The organism is Cetobacterium sp., from assembly GCF_977044495.1.
This window is the reverse complement of sequence record NZ_CDRRQU010000003.1, coordinates 36,362-52,810: the sequence shown is the minus strand read 5'-3', so window position 1 is coordinate 52,810 and position 16,449 is coordinate 36,362. Positions and strand designations below refer to the sequence as shown.

Sequence of the window (16,449 nt, the reverse complement as noted above, 5' to 3'; positions counted from 1 at the left end):
CCTTTTCTATTTTCTTTTTAGAAACTCCCCTTTAAAAGTTGGAAGTATTAATTTTTCATTTTTTAAAATTAAATTTCCTCTAATAAAAGTAGAATCAACTTTAACTAGAGAAGTATAATTTTTAAAAACACTATAATTAGCTTTTGAAATAGGATTGGTAAAATTGAAATTTTCTGCTGAGAGAATAACTATATCAGCATCACTTCCGATTTTAATACTTCCTTTTTGAGGATACAGACCAAAAATTTTGGCTGGATTTAATGAACAAGTATTTAAAAAACTTTTGGCTGTTATGTTTCCTCTTAAAACTTCAGAAAACATAATAGGAATTCTTTCTTGTACTCCGGGAATGCCGTTTGGACAGATTAAGAAATTATCTTTCCCCAAAGCTTTATCCTTAAGAGAAAAAGTGCAGTGATCTGTTGCAACAACATCTATATAGTTTGAGTTTATAGAGTTTTGAACGGCGATATTATCCTCTTTATCTCTAAGGGGAGGGCTCAAAATATAGTTTTCACCAGTTTGTTCAAGATAACAATCTTCATTGAGAATAAGGTACTGAGGGCAAGTTTCAACAAAGAAATTCATTCCAGTGTCCTTAAACTTTTTTAAAATATCCAAAGATTTTTTGCAAGATATATGAACGAAATATAATTTTTCAAAAGTGATAGTTTTTGCTAGAATTAAAAGTCTATAAACTGCTTCACTTTCACTGTAATCGGGTCTTGATTTACTATGATAAATAGGGGTTGTCAACTTTTCTTTTTTATATTTCTCCTTTAAAAATTCAATTATTCCATGATTTTCAGCATGGACACAGATAACAATATCTAATTTTTTAGCAGTTTCAAATATTTTTAAAATTTTATAATCATCCATTAGGTATGTGTAGGTCACATATAGTTTGAAACTTGTAATACCTTGTTTTTTTAAACTTAGCATCTGCTCCTCTATATCCTCGGGGATATGCTGGAGAACTCCATGAAAAGAGTAATCAACTGGAGAATTTTTTGCAAACATTGTGTAGGCTTTTATTTGAAAATTTAATGGACATTTATCGGGACCAAAACCGGGATGGTCAATAATAGTTGTTGTTCCACCATAAATAGCAGCAAGACCTCCAGAATAAAAATCATCTATCGATTTTATTCCAACGTCAATATTAAAATGAGTGTGAACATCAATACCACCCGGAATAATAAATTTGTTAGAATAATCATAAACTATTCTATTAAAATTTTCTGAAGTGATATTTCCAATATTTTTAATTTTTTCATTTTCAACGAGAATATCTGTTTTTATTAAGCCGTTTTCAGTTAGAACAAAACCATTTTTTAATAAACTTTGCATATATAAAACCTCCAATAAAAAAATTACTTACTACCCCTTATAGTAAGCAATTTTTATTCCATATTATAGTGCTGTTTTAGTTGATTTGGCTAGGAAAAGAAATGGAATTAATAAAAGAGATATAACTCCACTTCCCATTAAGATATCGTTAATTCCCATAATAGATGATTGAACAACAACTTGTTGATTTATTAAAGTTAAAGATTGTGCAGAGGTAGCAATAGTACTACTGATATTTGTGTTAGCAGATGTTATGCCAGAAGCCATCATAGTGTGATGAAAAGCCATTGTGTGATTCCATGCAGGAATAACTAAAGATGTTCCTAAGCTACTACCAATATTTCTCATAAAGTTGTATATTCCAGATGCGCTAGCTAGGTTCTCATTACTGATGTTTGAGAGTGTTAATGTGTTTAGGGATATGAAGAATATACCCACACCAAAACCATTAAAAAATCTGGTTAGCCCAATATAACTTGGAGTTATTTGGGGTGAATAATTTGATGTTAGAAACGTGGATATTCCCAATAGAAAAAATCCAAAAGCGGCTACTTTTCTAGAATCTAGATGATCTATTTTTTTACCTAGTATAGGAGCTACCATCAAAATAGCTAACCCTAAAGTACAGGTTGATTTTCCACTGACAAAGGCAGTATATCCCATATAATTTTGCAACCAGAGTGGTATGACAACGACACCACTAAAATAGGCTAAGACAGAAAACATCAGGGAGAATGATCCCACACAAAAATTTCTGTTTAAAAATAATCGAACATTGACAACTGGTGATTCATGGTGCCACTCCCAGATGACCAGAAGAACTAAAAAAATAAAAGCTGATATACTAAGTGCAATGATAGTATTGTTAGAAAACCAATCTAAATCATTTCCCTTGTCTAACATAAGTTGTAAAGACCCAACACCAACGGCTAAAAATATAAATCCAATTATATCCACAGGCTCTTTAATTGTTTTTTCTTTAGCTATATCTTTTTTGAAGATATAGTAGACGATTAGACTAGATATAATTCCGAAAGGAAGATTGATATAAAAACACCATCTCCAAGAAGCAGTATCAGTGACCCATCCTCCCAAAAGAGGACCGATAACAGGAGCAATAACAATAGTCATAGACCAAATACCGAGGGCAATTCCCTTTTTTTCTTTTGGATATAGTTGCAACATGAGAGTTTGAGAAAGTGGAATCATACTAGCTCCAACAACACCTTGTAAAATTCTCATAGTCAGCAGAAAACTATAGGAAGGGCTGATACCGCATAGCATACTAGCTAGAGTAAAAAGTAGTGTTGCACCTAAATACTGTTTAATGATTCCCAAACGTTTGGTCAACCAACCAATAAGAGGCAAAAATATTGCTTCAGCTACAGCATAGGAGGTTATAACCCATGTACCTTGGTCTGGAGCTACAGCAAAATCTCCTGCAATATGACTTAGGGAAACATTGACAATGGTCATATCAAGGACATTCATAAAAGAGCCGATAGCTAGGGCGATCGTAGCGAAAATAATTGATGAGTTCATAATATAGAACCTCCTTAAAAGCTATTATCTTTAACTATTTTTTCAATCAATATATTCAATTTATTTTCATCAATTTTATAAAGTTCTGACTTTTGTTCTTTAAATTGATTTGGAATATCAACATTTTTATTCGTATCGATCTTGACAGTTAAACTTGTACCGATTGGTAAAACTCCATTTTTTTCTAGACTATCGGGATCGATATCTATACGAACAGGGACTCTTTGCACAATTTTAATCCAGTTTCCAGTAGCATTTTGTGTCGGAATTAAAGCAAAAGCACTGCCAGAGCCAGCTGATAATCCAGAGACTACTCCTCTATAAGTTTTACCGTTTAAATCACTGGTGATTTCAGCATAGTTTCCGGGTTTAATATTTCCAAGTTGAGTCTCTTTAAAGTTTGCATTGACCCAAGTTTTACTTAAATCAACGACAGTGAAAAGAGTTTGACCAGCTCGAACCTGCTGTCCCAACTCAACCTGTTTTTGAGCTATAGTTCCAGATACAGGTGAAAATATCTTAGTTTTTTCTAGATTGTAGTAAGCATTTTTCAAATTTTCAATAGCAGAGACAACAAGAGGATGAGTGTATATACTACTGCTATAGGCTTGAATTTTACTGTTTTCAAGATTTATTAAACTTTGTTCGTAGCTATTTTTACTATCTATATATTTAAAATTAACTGTATCAAAGTTTTCTTTACTTGTTATATCAGCACCACTGGAGATAGTTTGTCTTTTTAACATTTTATCAGCGAGAGTTAAATTTGCCTTGGCAATCGACACATTATCTTCATTAAGTTTTATACTATTTTGTAAGATGTGATATTTTCTGATAGCTTCTGCTAATTTTGTTTCGGCATCTTTTAAAGCAATTTCATAATCAATAGTATCTAATTTAACAACAGGAGTACCAGTATTTATAGATTGAGTATCTTCTACATTAATTTCGTTGATGACTCCGTTAATTTGTGTCGTTATAGAGACTTGATTCCCATGAATATAGGCATTTTCAGTCTCCTCATATCCCTTCAAAAAAAAGAAATAATAAAGTAAATATATAATTCCAATAATAATGACAATCAAAAGGAATATTCCTATCTTTTTTTTAGCTTCTTTCCTATTTTTAGTTTCATTTTCATTTTTGTTTGTAGTTTGATTTTCCAATTTATTTCACCTCATTATTTGTAGTAGCCACCAAGGGATCCAATCAAGTTAATTTGATTTGTATATAGAGTAAAACTATTTTCAATAAAATTTAATTCTGTATCAAGTAAGTTATTCTGATAGTTTAAAAGTTCAAGTTTTGATAAACTACCAATTTGATATAAAGTATTTTTGTCGCTATATGTGGTTTTTACATTGTTATAATTTCTTTCTTCCAATATATTGTTTGTTTTTGATGTTTTTAAAGCACTGAGATTACTGTTGATATCTTGATAGGCTTTAATCAAGTTATTATTATAATTTTCAATAAAAATATTCAAATCGATACCAGCAATATTGTAGTTTTGAGTAAGTACATTTCTATTGAATAGAGGTAAGTATAAGCTAGGTCCAAATTCCCACAATGTGCTGTGAGCTTTTAGTAAGTCTTGGATATCTAAGTTTTGGTATTGATATTTTCCAGTTATAGAAAATCTAGGATAGAAATCAGCTTTTAAAGATTTTAAGTTTTCTCTTTGGGAGTTGATCAAGGCTAGATAATATTTAATATCAGGTCTATTGATAACAATATCCGAATCAATATATTGAGGAATATCTAAAAAATAATCAAAATTGGGAGCAGTTTGGTCTAGTGATAATAAGATATTATCTATATTTTCTGAATTAACGTTTCCAACAAGAGCATAAAAACTATTTTTTAAGATATTTTTTTGTGAACCAATATCTGTAATTTTTTGGGTCAAAGAATTAACATTATTGCTAGCGTTTAAAATATTATCTTTAGTTCCAAGACCAGTTTGATAAAGAGTATTTTGAGAACTTAAAATATCTTTTGCGATATTTAATTTTTTTCTTAATATATTTTCCTCTTTTGTAAGCAGTATATATTTTCCATAAAGATTTGCGACTGTTGTTGAAAGAGTAAGGGTACTCCATTCACTCTGAAGTTCTACAGCTAATTTTGAGTATTGAGCTTGATTTTGTAAAGCATTGAATTTTCCCCAAATATCAAAAATATATTGCCCTTGAATAGCTAAAGTTCCCATATCAATGGTATCACTATTTTTTATATCTTTTATAGGAAGGTCAGTTTGTACATGGGATGTTAAAACATGATTTCTACTCCAACTACCCGCTAAATCCACACTTGATAAATTGGAGTTTTTTGTTGAGTTTAGTGTGTAAATTGCTTTTTCAATATTTAGTTTAGCAATTTTAATGTCACTATTTGTTTTTAAAACTTCATCAATAAGAGATATTAATTGCGAATTGTTCGTAGTACGCCACCATTGTTGTGACTTAAAAAAGACAGTGTTGTTTTGTGGTTTATTTTCTGTAATTAATGTCTTGATAGGAATTTCAGTGACTTTTGGAGTTCCAAGACAGCCTGTTAGTAAGATAGGTAAAATAACAAAAAAAGTATAGGGTTTCATAGTTCTCACTCCTGACAAAAGTTTATTAAATAACTAGATTAATTTTTAATTTCTTTTAAAATTTCATTAAAAATATATTTTGCAATTTCAGATTTTGGCTGTTCTTTATAGATAATATTCTCTCCAGTTTTCTTAATAATTTGTATACTATTAGTCGATTTTTGCATATTTTCTGCATTGTTGGCAACAATAAAATCTAGGTTCTTTTTAACCAATTTTTTCTTAGCATTTTCCATAATATTTTCAGTTTCAGCAGCAAATCCAACTAAAATTTGATTTTTCTTTTTTTCGCCCATAGTGAACAAAATATCTGGATTTCTTTCTAGTATAATATTTAATTCGCCATCTGATTTTTTAATTTTTTCAATAGAGTAGTTTTTAGGTCTATAATCTGCAACAGCAGCACAAGCTATACCGATATCTTGGGAATCGAATCTCGCCATAACAGCTTCGAACATATCCACAGCACTTCTTACTCTGACAAACTCTTTTAAGCCATGTGGAATTTCAAGGTTTGTTGGACCAGAAACTAAAGTTACTTCAGCCCCTAAATCTACAGCTACTTTAGCGAGAGAATATCCCATCTGTCCACTTGATCTATTTGAAAAATACCTTATTGGGTCTAGAGGTTCCTCTGTTCTACCAGCAGTGATAATAATTTTTTTTCCTTTTAACAGTTTTGGAAGAGGAACACATAAATCTTTTTCTATAATTTCAACAATTTCATTTTCATTTTTTAATCGTCCTTTGGCATTTACATTACAAGCTAAAAAACCATCATCTGACTCTATAAATCTATAGCCTAATTTCTCTAATCTTTTTATATTTTCTTTTAAAATTGGATTCTCGTACATATTTACGTTCATAGCTAGAGCAAAATATGTAGGTTTTTTACAAGCCGAAACAACAGTAGATAACATATCATCTGCAATTCCATTTGCAACTTTTCCCACAATGTTATAAGTTGCAGGAGCGATTAAAAAAACATCAGCCCACTCAGCTAGAGATATATGTTCAACTTCAATTTGATGGTTCCGTTCCCACATATCTGTGATGACTCTATTTCTAGAAAGAGTTTCTAAGGTTTGAGGTGTAATTATTTTAGTGGCACTTTCAGTCATTATAACTTTGACATTATATCCTTTTTTTCTTAGTATTGAGACAATGTTAGCGGACTTATAAGCTGCAATTCCACCAGTAACTCCAATTAAAATATTTTTCATATTATCCTCCCAAGTGAAAAATTAGAATCTTTTTTATATATTATACTATATTTAAGCTGAAAAAAAATAGAATTTGTTATATAATTAAAATTATAGTTAAATCAAAGGAGGTTTTATGAGAGTTATCGCATTTAATGGAAGTCCAAGAGAAAAGGGAAATACATATTTTGCATTGAAAATGGTGGGAGAAGAGTTAGAAAAAGAGGGGATAGAGTTAGAGATAGTTCATGTGGGAAACAAGGCTATTCGTGGTTGTATAGCTTGCAATGGATGTGCAAAGAATAGAGACGAGAGATGTGTTATGGGAGAGGAAAATTTTGTGAATGAATGGATTCAGAAAATTAAGGAAGCTGACGGTGTTTTATTGGGGTCACCAGTCCATTTCGCTTCATTGGGAGCGACTATGAAAGCTTTTTTAGACAGAGCATTCTATGTGGCATCGGTTAATGGAGGACTCTTTAGACATAAAGTTGGTGCTTCAGTTGTCGCTGTAAGAAGGTCAGGAGGAGTTCCAACATTTGATCAATTAAATAATTATCTAAACTATTCAGAAATGCTAATGCCTTCAGCAAATTATTGGAGTGTGATACATGGATTAAAACCAGGAGAGGTGGAGCAAGACGAAGAGGGAAGGCAGATAATGAGAGTTCTGGGAAAAAATATGGCTTGGCTTTTAAAGATGGTTGATTATACAAAGGATACAATCATTCCTCCAGAAAAGGAAAATAAAAGATATACACATTTTGTAAGATAACAAAAAACTCAGAGAATTTTCTCTGAGTTTTTTATATACTGGAAGTTTTTAAATTTCTATTGATACCAAGAACTTTAAATATTGTAAGAGTTAGAATAAACGTCAGTACGTCTGCAAACGGAAGAGTCAACCAAATTCCATCAACTCCGAGAAGTTTCGGAAGAATGATAATTCCAAGCCCCATAAAAACGACACCTCTACAAACGGAGATTATATTGGCTAAAAAAGCTTTATCCATAGCTTGTAAATAAGAGATGTTCATAAAGTTGGCTCCTACGAAGATAATAGCACTAGAGTATAAAAATAAACCCTTGGCTGTATATTCAAATAGGTAAGATTCATCAGTAAAAATTTTAACAACATCTAAGGCAAAGAGTTTTATTAAAATCAAAGCTATTGTAGTAGCGACAAAACAAAATCTATGTGCGTATCTAAAAATTTCTAAAACTCTTCTGAAATTACGTCGACCGTAGTTAAAACTAACTAAAGGTTGTATACCTTGAGCTAAACCTGTAAATAACATTCTATAAATGACAAATGAATATGAAATTATACCGTAGGCAGCAACTCCTATTTGTCCTTCTGTTTGAGAAAGAGTTATATTTAAAAGAATTGTTATCACCATAACTGCAAATTCTAAAATAAAAGATGAGAACCCTAAAGAACAAATTTTTCCCATTAATTTCCACTGAATATTTTTGGTGTCAAAAGTTAATCTAAAAGTAGATTTTGGAAAATGCATACAAAGATATGTAGCTGATAAAATTTGACCAATAGCAGTGGCATAGGCTCCTCCCTCAATTCCCATTCTCAGTTTGAAAATAAAAATATAATCCAAGACAATATTTGTTATTGCACCTATAAAAAGTGAATTCATAGCTTTTTTTGGGGCGTTATCATTTCTTACAATAGCATTTAAAGAGATTGATAACATCAAAAAAAATGTAGCTATAACACAAGGATACATATAATCTTTTACCATAGGAAGTAAAGGCTCAGTTGCCCCCAAAGATTTCATTATTTTATTGGGAAAGATGAAAACGATAGAAGCTATTAAAATATAAAAAATAAGATTTAAAATAATTGTATATGAAAAACTTTTATTTTTAAACTCTTGATCATCACTATGCAAGGAGATTAGAGTGGCACCTCCAGCTCCAAACATAAGGCTTAGAGCAGCTGTTAAATTGATTATAGGATATCCAATATTAACTGCGGCAATTCCAATACTTCCGATACCCCTTGATATAAAAACTCCATCAGCAACAACATAGAGAGAATTGATAAGCATTCCTATTGAAGCAGGAAAAGCAAATTTATAAAATAGTTTATTGATGGGTTGATTCGCTAGTTGATTGATTTTTGTCGGCATTTTTTTTCAAGTCCTCTTCATTTTCTAAAAGTTTAAGATTTTTCATCTCTTTTCTTGTCATAATAAAAGTAACAATAACAGATAGTATATCTGCGGACGGCACAGCCATCCAAATTCCAAGAACTCCCCAAATTCTAGCAAAGATTAGAACAATAGGAATTAAAAATAAAACTTGTCTGGATAAACTTAAAAACATTGTAGTTTTAGGTTTTCCGGTAGCTTGGAAATAAACAGCAGCTATAATTTGAAAACCTATAAAAGGAAACATCAGTGTAAAAATTTTAAGACCTTTTGACGCAGCATCTAAGAGTTCAGGGCTATTAGTAAAAATTACTATAAAATATTTAGATAAAAATTGAATAGCAAAAAATCCAATGGTCGATATAGTAACAGCACCCTTTACAGCGAGTATAAAAGCCTGTCTAACTCTATGGAAGAGTCTAGCTCCGTAGTTAAATCCAAGAATAGGTTGAACTCCCTGATTGATACCAAAAATAGGCATAAGAATAAAAGTGTTAACAGCGTTAACGATAGTCATAGCCCCAACAGCGATATCCCCTCCATACGTCATAAGACTACTATTTAAAATGAAATTAACAGCACTGGAACCTAATTGTAAAACAAATGGTCCTGCTCCGATAATAAAAATCTCTTTAACATTATTCCATTCAAGAAGCAAATTTTTAAAATGAAGTTTGATTCCACTAAATTTTGATGTAAAGTAACCAACAGTCCAAATTGCAGAAACAATTTGAGAAATAATAGTGGCAAGTGCAGCTCCTTTAACTCCTAAATTTAACCCAAATATAAAAATGGGGTCTAGAATAATATTGGTTATTGCTCCAAGTAATAGAGTAATCATTGATATTTTAGGATTTCCATCCGACCTAACAGCTGCATTAGTGGTGTATCCCACCATTAAAAAAGGGAAGCCAAGAGCCACAATAGTTAAATAATCTCTAGCAAATGGTTCTGTAGTAGGACTTGTTCCTAATTTTCCGATATACAAATCCATTGTGGAAATTATTACAAAAGTTAAAATAATACCAAATATAATTGACAAAGAAGTAGCATTACCCAAAAATTTTTCGGCTAATTCTTTTTGTTTTCTTCCTAACGAAATAGAGATATTAGTCGCTCCACCTAGTCCTATTAGAAGACAAAATGCTAGAGAGATTATCATTATTGGAAAAACAACTCCAACTCCAGCAATAGCAACAGGACCAATTTCTGGTATATTTCCAATATAAATTCTATCTACTATATTATATAGAGCATTTACAAACATTCCAATCATAGCAGGAAGCGAAAATTTTAAAAGCAGTTGACCAATGGGCTGCTCTCCCATTTCTTTATGTTTTTCTTTCATATATTCCCCCCAATCTTTAAAAATAGAGTATGAATATAATTATAGCTTAAAAGATTAAGAAAATCAACGTATGTATTTCAAAGTAAATCAAGATCTCTTTGTAAGGTGAAAAATTCTAAAAAATGTAGTCATTAAAATTATTCCAAGGGCCATAGAGCCAGCAATTATAGATGTCTCCATACCTTTTAATATAGAGTCCTGATATTTATTTTGAATCAAATACAGCATAGTATAATAGACTCCACCACCGGGTGCCATAGGTATAAGTGCAGCTATAAGTAGTGTTGGGACTGTAGTTTGTAATTTTTTTGCCATAATTTCAGAATAGAAGGCAGTGATTGCTGTCGCTAAAAGATAGCATGTTGAATAGGAAAAACCTTTTTTTGTAAAAAGTAAATAAAATAACCAGCTAATAGCCCCACCAATTCCAGAGAAGATGATAAGTTTTCCTCTGACATTGAAAAGAATAGCAAAACTAACTGTAATAAAAAATGCAAAAATAACCTCTATAAGAAACATTAAAGCCCTCCAAAATTAAAAAAAAGTTTTGTAACTAATCCTGCCCCAATGGCTATAGCCCCACCAATCATAAGAACTTCCATAGCTCTTGAAGTACCAGAAACCAAATCTCCAGCTATAACATCTCTTATAGAGTTTATAAAAGCGACTCCGGGGACTAACAGCATTAAAGAGGATATTATACTGATTGAGGGATCTGTAATTATCCCATTGATATAAAACATATTAGAAACAAAAGCACAAATGGCTCCTGAAATCAAGTTTATAAAAAAACTATTCAGACGTAATCCTGAAATGATATAAGAAAATAGAGCAACACCACATCCCGAAATAAAAGCAGCAGCAAAGTCGTTTGGTCCACCTTTAAAGGGAACGACAAAGGTTGCGGCTCCTAAAGCAGAGGCAATAAAATTCATCCCAAAACCATAAGAGGGAATTCGATCGATATCTTCCAAAGATTTTTTTAATTCTGAAAACGAGTAATTTTCAATCTCGTTTATTAATTTATGAACTTGATGAATTTTATCTAAATTGGTAGATCGAGAGTTAATTCTTTCTACTAAAGAAACAACTTCATCATCAATATTTTTTCCTGAAACAATAATACAAGTCAATGTGGCAAAGCAATCAATTCTTAGATTAAAATGGTGACCGATTCGTGCAATAATATCTTCAACCCTATAGACTTCACCTCCACTAGTAAGAACTATTTTTCCGGCAAAAGTTGCTAGTTGAAGAACACGGTGTTCAGTAATTAGTTGTTTTTTTGGCATAAAATCTCCTGTGGATATAAAAATTTAAAACATATCTAAATAGTAACATTAAAGTTTCTAAAAAGCAATAAAGGCATTGACGAAAAATAAAAAAGTTATTGACAGAAATTTTAAATTGTGGTATTATTAGTTTGTTGAAAGCAAAAGCAATCACGCCTGGGTGGCGGAATAGGTAGACGCACAGGACTTAAAATCCTGAGCTATCTGATAGCGTGCCGGTTCGATTCCGGCCCCAGGCACCATACAAGTGGTGAGGTTCCCGAGCGGCCAAAGGGATCAGACTGTAAATCTGACGGCTCTGCCTTCGAAGGTTCGAATCCTTCTCTCACCACCATTTTATAAGCCGCTTTAGCTCATCTGGTAGAGCAACTGACTTGTAATCAGTAGGTGATTGGTTCGACTCCGATAAGCGGCACCATAAAAGATTGGCAACTCCTTTAATTAGGAGTTTTTTTATTTTTATCAAAAAATATTTTTGGAGGAACTATGAAAAATATATTTATATTAGTATTTTTAGTTTATACAAATATTATGGCAGGAAGAAATGAATTAACTTTGAAGTATAAATATAATGAACCGTTATTGGGTAAAGGACATTATCTGATTGTTTCAGATATTCCAGTACCAACCTACCCAAATACAGTAGGATATTTTTCAAATGTTGAAATATTAGGAAAAAATTTACAAATTAGTAAAGATTTAGAAAAGGTTACAATAAAAAAAGATGGGAAAATAATAAGAGAAGAAAAGGTGGATTGGAATAATTATATTTTTCAAATGGAAAATATAGATTTGGACGGTTTAGTAGTAGATTTGAAGTGGAAAAGTCTAAATAGACAAAAGATAGAATTAGCACTTTCTGAATGGAATTTGGAGGAGAAAAACTATAGATTGGAAATAGAATACACCTATCCAAGTGGTAATGAAATAATGTTGTTAAATATAGAGATGCCTGAATTTAATCCAGATATATATTTAGATTTTGACTATAGGACTCCAATTTTAAAAAAACAAGAGTATGAAAAAAAATATTTAATAGTTAAGAAAATTGTATTGAGTGACTATGATTTGGAAATAACTAAAAGTAAGGATAAGTTGGATGGATTGAGACTGATTTTGTCTCCTAATGCAATTATAGAAGGAGATAATTCAGAAAATAATCATTATAAAAATGATGTTAAAATTGTTCCTTTAATAGAAAAATATCCGGGTATATTTATAGAAGAGCTAAATTATGGAGATGTATTCAAAAATTCGAAAGAGATTTATATAGGAGTGGAGTTGCCAAAAGACATAAGATATAATTCAAATTACAAAATTTCAGGTAACATATTAAGTGCAGTTTATAAAAATAAAAAAAAGCCTCTAATAGATAAAATAATTATTTTAAATGGAGAAAGAGAGATTTTTAAGACTATTGGTATAAGAAAAAATCATAGTGCCCAAGATCGAATCTATGTTGAAAATTTAGAAAAAAATGGTAATTACTATGAAATTGAGTCGTCAGATATCATAGATAGAAATTATAAAAATATGAAAATAAAGCTTGGAAATATTGTAGAAGTGATAGATAATTTAGGAAACTCGAAGGTTATTACTTTAGAAAATATGAAGCTTAAGGTTGAGAAAGGAGAAGTTTTTGTTTTGATTGATGATTTGGCCAAAGTTGCTCAAGGAACGGAGATATCATATAAAATAATAGATAAAAATGGTGATATAATAGACAAGATAAATTTAAAATTTTATGTAGAAAATTAAAATTTAACATGTTAAAATAGAAAATAATAATATATTGAGAGGTGAAGAGATGAAAAAAATAGTATTATTTTTAATTACAATTGTGTTATTCACAGGATGTTTTGGGAAAAAAGAGGATATAGGTTCTCAAATTATAGGAAATGCTTATACTCTTCAAGGAACGCTTCCAGAAAGTCAGATAGATATTGCTTTTGAAAAAGACAAAATCAGTGGAAGCTCTGGTGTCAATAGGTATTTTGCAAACTATACATTGGATGGAAATAAAATTTCAGTACAAGAGCCTGGAGCGACTAGAATGATGGGTCCTGAGAATTTAATGACACAAGAGCAAGAGTATTTAAAAAAACTTAAAGATTCAAAAGAGGTTGAAGTAACAAAAGATGGAGTTACAGTGGTCACAACTTCAGGAGAGAAATTAAATTTTGTTAAAAAGTAATAGATTTCTTTTAAAGATATTACTTTTGTTTATTTTAATTATATTCACAGGATGTTCATCAGCTAGAATCAATGAACGAGAAAAAAAAGAAAGAACTGCTAAAATAACAACTTTTTATAGAAGTTGGAAGGGAACTAAGTATAGGCTGGGAGGTACTACTAAAAGTGGGGTAGATTGCTCAGCACTAATGCAACACCTCTATAGAGAAAAATTTACTAAGAGATTGCCAAGAACAACCAAGGATATGGCTCGAGAAGGAAGTAAAGTAAAAAAACGTAGTCAATGGGAAGTTGGAGATTTAGTATTTTTTAAAATAGGTTGGAAAAGGACACACCATGTAGGGGTCTACTTAGGTGATAATAGATTTTTACACGCGTCTACGTCAAAAGGTGTTATAGTTTCGGAAATAGATAAATACTGGAGTAAACATCTTTGGCAGGTTAGAAGAGTTTTATAGGAAAGAAGTAGGAATTCTACTTCTTTTTTTTATTATAAAATATGTCACAATTGAAATTATTTATTCAAATAATAAATACTACTTTCAAATAATTGACAATTAAAAATAAAAGAACTATATTATAAAAGTATTTTACATACCAAAAAATTTAATAGAAAAAGATGGGTGAAAATCCCACGTAACCCTAAGTTATTGTTTTTTATGGGGAAAAAATGGGAGGAAAAATGAGTAAAAAGTTATTAGGAATGAGTTATTTACTATTTTCAATTATATCTTTCGGAGAGAATCCAGATAAAGTTGTTAAATTGAATGATAGTGTTATAACAACTGAAAACTTTGAGACTACTGTGAGAGATACTTCTGCAAATATAAGTATTGTCACTTCACAGGAAATCAAAGATAGCGGTGCTAAAGATTTGGTGGATGTATTAAAAAATGTACCAGGAGTAAGAGTGACGAGATATGCAGGAACAATAAAATTTGATATAAGAGGGCTAAACTCTATGTATAGCGATAGAAATTCTTTAGTGACATTGGATGGAGTACCAGTATCACCTAGTCAAATATCAAACTTACCATTAGCAATGATAGAGAGAGTGGAGGTTATTCCCGGGGGAGGGAATATACTCTATGGGGATAAAGCTATAGGGGGTGTAGTTAATGTATTAACTAAGAATGTTGAAAATAAAGATTTTTATGGAAATATTTTTGGAGATTATGGGAGCTATGACACTAGAAAATATGGATTTCTTTATGGTACAAAAATAACAGAGAGACTTTTAACTGAGGTGGCTTTTGTTGAAGATAGTAATAATGGTTGGAGGAAACATGAGGATTTTAGAAACCATTCACTTAATTTAAAAGTTAAATATTTTTTAGAAGATGGAGAAATTGAGTACAAGTACACTTATAATAGAGATAAAAATAAATTGGGAGTAGCAGTTCCTAAATATATATCTGAAAATGATAGAAAAAATCCGGGGAAAATATCCGGAACTAAATATGAATCAAATGATAACTATTTAAAAATTACTAAAAATATATCTTCAGATACGGAGTTTCTAATATATGGAAATTATTATTACAGGAAAAATAGTAATTTCAGCAGAGATAAAGATAGCAATTATAATGGGAATTATAAAAGAGATGGAGATGATGAAAGGAAATATATCAAAACTCAAATAAAACATGAATATGATTCTAATGGGTACTTTATATTTGGAGTTGATTATTTGGATGAAGTATTTAAGCCCTATTCAGTTGGACAAGAATATAAAAAAGTGACTGGACTAGGAGCAAATGGAAAAGATAAAATAACAGATTACAAAATTGTAAAATCAGGTGACTCTTATAAAGAGAACTTTGGAACATTTTTTATGAACAAATATGAGTATGGAAAGTTACAACTGAGTCAAGGAATAAGATACGATTATTCAAAATATAATTTCTATTGGAGAGATGCAAGTTTAAATAGTTGGGAAAAAATAGGGACAAAAGATGATAGTAAATATAATAACTACTCTTATGAATTGGGTGCAAACTATCTATATTCAGATACTGGTTCTACATATATCTCGTATAATAGGGCTTTTAGAACTCCAATAGCGTCTGAAATGAGATACACAAAAAATTCGGAAAAATTAAACCCACAACTTCAAGATACAGTAGAAGTTGGGATTAAGGATTTTATTAGCAATACTTATCTTTCGTTTTCAACATTTTATAAGAAAACTTATGATGAAATATATTCGGCAATACCACCAGAGTTTACAGGTATGGTAAATTACAACATAGGAAAGACAGAAAGAGTTGGATTTGAAGGGGTTATTGAGCATTACATAGATCGATTAATTTTAAAATCATCTGTAACTTATATAAAGAGTAAAGTTATAGATGGGGAATATGCAGGTTCTGAAATACCAAGTGTCCCAAATTGGAAAATAACAGGTGGATTGACATATAATTTCAGTGAGAAATTTTCTACAACTTTTGAAGGAATCTATTATAGTCAATCATACGATTTAGATGATTTAGAGAATTTAAGAGGAAAAAATACAGGCGAATATGTGACATTCGATCTATCTGCTTACTATAAAATTACACCAGATTTAATGATAACAGGAAGAATTGAAAATATATTTGATAAAAAATATGATGAATATGCTGGATATTGGGATGATAACTATGAGAACAATGAGTGGAAATTTAGAAGACAATACTATCCTGCAGTAGGAAGAGCAGTGACTGTTGGTATTTCATATATATTTTAAAGAAGGAATTGGATATAATAAAATAAA

Annotated in this window: 14 protein-coding genes and 3 tRNA genes; 8 read left to right on the top strand and 9 right to left on the bottom strand. The window is 30.8% G+C overall.

Features of this window, described 5'->3' with window-relative positions; all coding sequences use genetic code 11:
• Positions 1 to 6: 6 nt before the first annotated feature.
• The 5 genes from hydA to coaBC form a co-directional block, all read right to left on the bottom strand.
• Positions 7 to 1,350 (bottom strand): dihydropyrimidinase, encoded by a 1,344-nt coding sequence (hydA, locus tag ACWI69_RS01295; RefSeq protein WP_448820059.1) that lies wholly within the window; start codon positions 1,348 to 1,350, stop codon positions 7 to 9.
• 63 nt (positions 1,351 to 1,413) lie between these two features.
• Positions 1,414 to 2,892 (bottom strand): DHA2 family efflux MFS transporter permease subunit, encoded by a 1,479-nt coding sequence (locus ACWI69_RS01290; RefSeq protein WP_448820058.1) that lies wholly within the window; start codon positions 2,890 to 2,892, stop codon positions 1,414 to 1,416.
• Positions 2,893 to 2,906: 14 nt separating this feature from the next.
• A complete protein-coding gene (locus tag ACWI69_RS01285) occupies positions 2,907 to 4,058 on the bottom strand; it encodes an efflux RND transporter periplasmic adaptor subunit (protein WP_448820057.1) in 1,152 nt (383 codons plus the stop codon).
• A gap of 14 nt (positions 4,059 to 4,072) precedes the next feature.
• The gene (locus ACWI69_RS01280; protein ID WP_448820056.1) at positions 4,073 to 5,491 is read right to left on the bottom strand and encodes a TolC family protein; all 1,419 of its coding nucleotides are present in this window, start codon (positions 5,489 to 5,491) and stop codon (positions 4,073 to 4,075) included.
• Positions 5,492 to 5,529: 38 nt separating this feature from the next.
• Positions 5,530 to 6,714, bottom strand: coding sequence for a bifunctional phosphopantothenoylcysteine decarboxylase/phosphopantothenate--cysteine ligase CoaBC (gene coaBC / locus ACWI69_RS01275; RefSeq protein ID WP_448820055.1), 1,185 nt, complete (start codon positions 6,712 to 6,714; stop codon positions 5,530 to 5,532).
• Between the two features lie 115 nt (positions 6,715 to 6,829).
• Here coaBC and ACWI69_RS01270 point away from each other — a divergent pair, with 115 nt between their 5' ends.
• Positions 6,830 to 7,468, top strand: coding sequence for a flavodoxin family protein (locus tag ACWI69_RS01270; protein ID WP_448820054.1), 639 nt, complete (start codon positions 6,830 to 6,832; stop codon positions 7,466 to 7,468).
• Between the two features lie 31 nt (positions 7,469 to 7,499).
• Here the strand turns inward: ACWI69_RS01270 and ACWI69_RS01265 are convergent, their stop codons facing one another.
• The 4 genes from ACWI69_RS01265 to ACWI69_RS01250 all read right to left on the bottom strand — a co-directional run bounded on the left by ACWI69_RS01265 (position 7,500) and on the right by ACWI69_RS01250 (position 11,501).
• Positions 7,500 to 8,840, bottom strand: a complete 1,341-nt coding sequence (locus tag ACWI69_RS01265) for an MATE family efflux transporter (RefSeq protein WP_448820053.1) — start codon at positions 8,838 to 8,840, stop codon at positions 7,500 to 7,502.
• Positions 8,797 to 10,209 (bottom strand): MATE family efflux transporter, encoded by a 1,413-nt coding sequence (locus ACWI69_RS01260; protein ID WP_448820052.1) that lies wholly within the window; start codon positions 10,207 to 10,209, stop codon positions 8,797 to 8,799. The genes ACWI69_RS01265 and ACWI69_RS01260 overlap by 44 nt, the downstream gene beginning before the upstream one ends.
• Positions 10,210 to 10,296: 87 nt before the next feature.
• Positions 10,297 to 10,728: a threonine/serine exporter family protein gene (locus ACWI69_RS01255; RefSeq protein ID WP_448820051.1), complete on the bottom strand. Its 432-nt coding sequence runs from the start codon at positions 10,726 to 10,728 to the stop codon at positions 10,297 to 10,299.
• Complete coding sequence (locus tag ACWI69_RS01250) at positions 10,728 to 11,501, bottom strand: threonine/serine exporter family protein (RefSeq protein WP_448820050.1); 774 nt, start codon at positions 11,499 to 11,501, stop codon at positions 10,728 to 10,730. Before ACWI69_RS01250 ends, ACWI69_RS01255 begins: the two co-directional genes overlap by 1 nt.
• A gap of 154 nt (positions 11,502 to 11,655) precedes the next feature.
• On the opposite strand from ACWI69_RS01250, the gene ACWI69_RS01245 reads away from it, so the two are divergent.
• From ACWI69_RS01245 to ACWI69_RS01215, 7 genes are all read left to right on the top strand, one after another.
• Positions 11,656 to 11,743: transfer RNA gene (locus tag ACWI69_RS01245), tRNA-Leu, on the top strand.
• Between the two features lie 7 nt (positions 11,744 to 11,750).
• Positions 11,751 to 11,835 (top strand) — tRNA-Tyr (locus ACWI69_RS01240).
• Positions 11,836 to 11,843: 8 nt separating this feature from the next.
• Positions 11,844 to 11,919: transfer RNA gene (locus tag ACWI69_RS01235), tRNA-Thr, on the top strand.
• 68 nt (positions 11,920 to 11,987) lie between these two features.
• Complete coding sequence (locus ACWI69_RS01230) at positions 11,988 to 13,259, top strand: hypothetical protein (RefSeq protein ID WP_448820049.1); 1,272 nt, start codon at positions 11,988 to 11,990, stop codon at positions 13,257 to 13,259.
• 49 nt (positions 13,260 to 13,308) lie between these two features.
• Positions 13,309 to 13,695, top strand: coding sequence for an META domain-containing protein (locus ACWI69_RS01225; RefSeq protein ID WP_448820048.1), 387 nt, complete (start codon positions 13,309 to 13,311; stop codon positions 13,693 to 13,695).
• Positions 13,682 to 14,152 (top strand): C40 family peptidase, encoded by a 471-nt coding sequence (locus tag ACWI69_RS01220; RefSeq protein WP_448820047.1) that lies wholly within the window; start codon positions 13,682 to 13,684, stop codon positions 14,150 to 14,152. Before ACWI69_RS01225 ends, ACWI69_RS01220 begins: the two co-directional genes overlap by 14 nt.
• Positions 14,153 to 14,376: 224 nt before the next feature.
• The gene (locus ACWI69_RS01215) at positions 14,377 to 16,422 is read left to right on the top strand and encodes a TonB-dependent receptor (RefSeq protein WP_448820046.1); all 2,046 of its coding nucleotides are present in this window, start codon (positions 14,377 to 14,379) and stop codon (positions 16,420 to 16,422) included.
• Positions 16,423 to 16,449: the final 27 nt, after the last annotated feature.

Coding starts and splice junctions, on each gene's coding strand:
- hydA (WP_448820059.1), bottom strand. CDS start 1,350: ATGCAAAGTTTATTAAAAAATGGTTTTGTTCTAACTGAAAACGGCTTA.
- ACWI69_RS01290 (WP_448820058.1), bottom strand. CDS start 2,892: ATGAACTCATCAATTATTTTCGCTACGATCGCCCTAGCTATCGGCTCT.
- ACWI69_RS01280 (WP_448820056.1), bottom strand. CDS start 5,491: ATGAAACCCTATACTTTTTTTGTTATTTTACCTATCTTACTAACAGGC.
- coaBC (WP_448820055.1), bottom strand. CDS start 6,714: ATGAAAAATATTTTAATTGGAGTTACTGGTGGAATTGCAGCTTATAAG.
- ACWI69_RS01270 (WP_448820054.1), top strand. CDS start 6,830: ATGAGAGTTATCGCATTTAATGGAAGTCCAAGAGAAAAGGGAAATACA.
- ACWI69_RS01265 (WP_448820053.1), bottom strand. CDS start 8,840: ATGCCGACAAAAATCAATCAACTAGCGAATCAACCCATCAATAAACTA.
- ACWI69_RS01260 (WP_448820052.1), bottom strand. CDS start 10,209: ATGAAAGAAAAACATAAAGAAATGGGAGAGCAGCCCATTGGTCAACTG.
- ACWI69_RS01255 (WP_448820051.1), bottom strand. CDS start 10,728: ATGTTTCTTATAGAGGTTATTTTTGCATTTTTTATTACAGTTAGTTTT.
- ACWI69_RS01250 (WP_448820050.1), bottom strand. CDS start 11,501: ATGCCAAAAAAACAACTAATTACTGAACACCGTGTTCTTCAACTAGCA.
- ACWI69_RS01230 (WP_448820049.1), top strand. CDS start 11,988: ATGAAAAATATATTTATATTAGTATTTTTAGTTTATACAAATATTATG.
- ACWI69_RS01225 (WP_448820048.1), top strand. CDS start 13,309: ATGAAAAAAATAGTATTATTTTTAATTACAATTGTGTTATTCACAGGA.
- ACWI69_RS01215 (WP_448820046.1), top strand. CDS start 14,377: ATGAGTAAAAAGTTATTAGGAATGAGTTATTTACTATTTTCAATTATA.